Raw genomic sequence first — 1,252 nt, forward strand, 5'->3', positions numbered from 1 at the left:
CATTAGGAAACGAGAGAAATGGCAAAAGAAAAGTTTGAACGCACAAAACCCCATGTCAACGTAGGTACAATTGGACACGTTGACCATGGTAAAACTACCCTAACTGCAGCAATCACTACAGTTCTAGCAAAGACTTACGGCGGTGACGCACAAGCATTCGATCAAATCGATAATGCACCAGAAGAGCGTGAGCGTGGTATCACAATCGCGACTTCACACGTAGAATACGACACGCCTTTACGTCACTACGCACACGTAGATTGCCCAGGACACGCCGATTATGTTAAAAACATGATTACAGGTGCTGCGCAAATGGACGGTGGTATCTTGGTTGTTGCGGCAACTGATGGTCCTATGCCACAAACTCGTGAGCACATCTTGTTAGGTCGCCAAGTTGGTATTCCTTACATGATCGTTTTCATGAACAAATGTGACATGGTAGACGACGAAGAGTTGCTAGAATTGGTAGAAATGGAAGTACGTGAACTTCTAACAGAATACGAATTCCCAGGTGATGATTTACCAGTAATTCAAGGTTCAGCGCTTAAAGCCCTAGAAGGCGAAGCGGAATGGGAAAAGAAAATTGTAGAGCTAGGCGAAGCGCTAGACAACTATATCCCAGAGCCAGAGCGTGCAATCGACATGCCTTTCATCTTACCAATTGAAGACGTATTCTCAATCTCAGGTCGTGGAACAGTAGTTACCGGTCGTGTAGAGCAAGGTATCATCAAGGTAGGTGAAGAAGTAGAAATCGTAGGTATCAAAGAAACTACGACTACGACTTGTACTGGTGTAGAAATGTTCCGTAAGTTGCTTGACGAAGGTCGTGCAGGTGAGAACGTTGGTGTTCTATTACGTGGTACTAAGCGTGATGATGTAGAGCGTGGTCAAGTACTAGCGAAGCCTGGTTCAATCAACCCACACACTAAATTCGAAGCAGAAGTATACGTACTAAGCAAAGATGAAGGTGGTCGTCATACTCCATTCTTCAAAGGCTATCGTCCACAGTTTTACTTCCGTACAACAGACGTAACTGGCGCAGTAGAGCTTCCAGAAGGCGTAGAGATGGTAATGCCTGGCGACAACTTGAAGTTTGTTGTTGAGCTAATTGCACCTATCGCGATGGACGAAGGTTTACGCTTCGCAATCCGTGAAGGTGGTCGTACAGTAGGTGCGGGTGTTGTATCAAAAATCCTAGACTAATATTGCATTAGTTAAGGATGAAAGAAAGGTCACTTAGGTGGCCTTTTTT

1 protein-coding gene is annotated in these 1,252 nt (G+C 44.9%); it reads left to right on the forward strand.

Going from position 1 to position 1,252, the window contains the following annotated elements:
• Window positions 1-18: 18 nt before the first annotated feature.
• The gene (tuf, locus tag J3L16_RS15795; RefSeq protein ID WP_207614026.1) at window positions 19-1,203 is read left to right on the forward strand and encodes an elongation factor Tu; all 1,185 of its coding nucleotides are present in this window, start codon (window positions 19-21) and stop codon (window positions 1,201-1,203) included.
• Window positions 1,204-1,252 lie beyond the last annotated feature (49 nt).

Source organism: Alteromonas sp. 5E99-2, assembly GCF_017368475.1.
In the GTDB taxonomy this organism is placed as follows: domain Bacteria; phylum Pseudomonadota; class Gammaproteobacteria; order Enterobacterales; family Alteromonadaceae; genus Alteromonas_F.

Excerpts from the sequence above, each read along its gene's own strand:
- tuf (WP_207614026.1), top strand. The coding sequence starts at position 19 with ATGGCAAAAGAAAAGTTTGAACGCACAAAACCCCATGTCAACGTAGGT.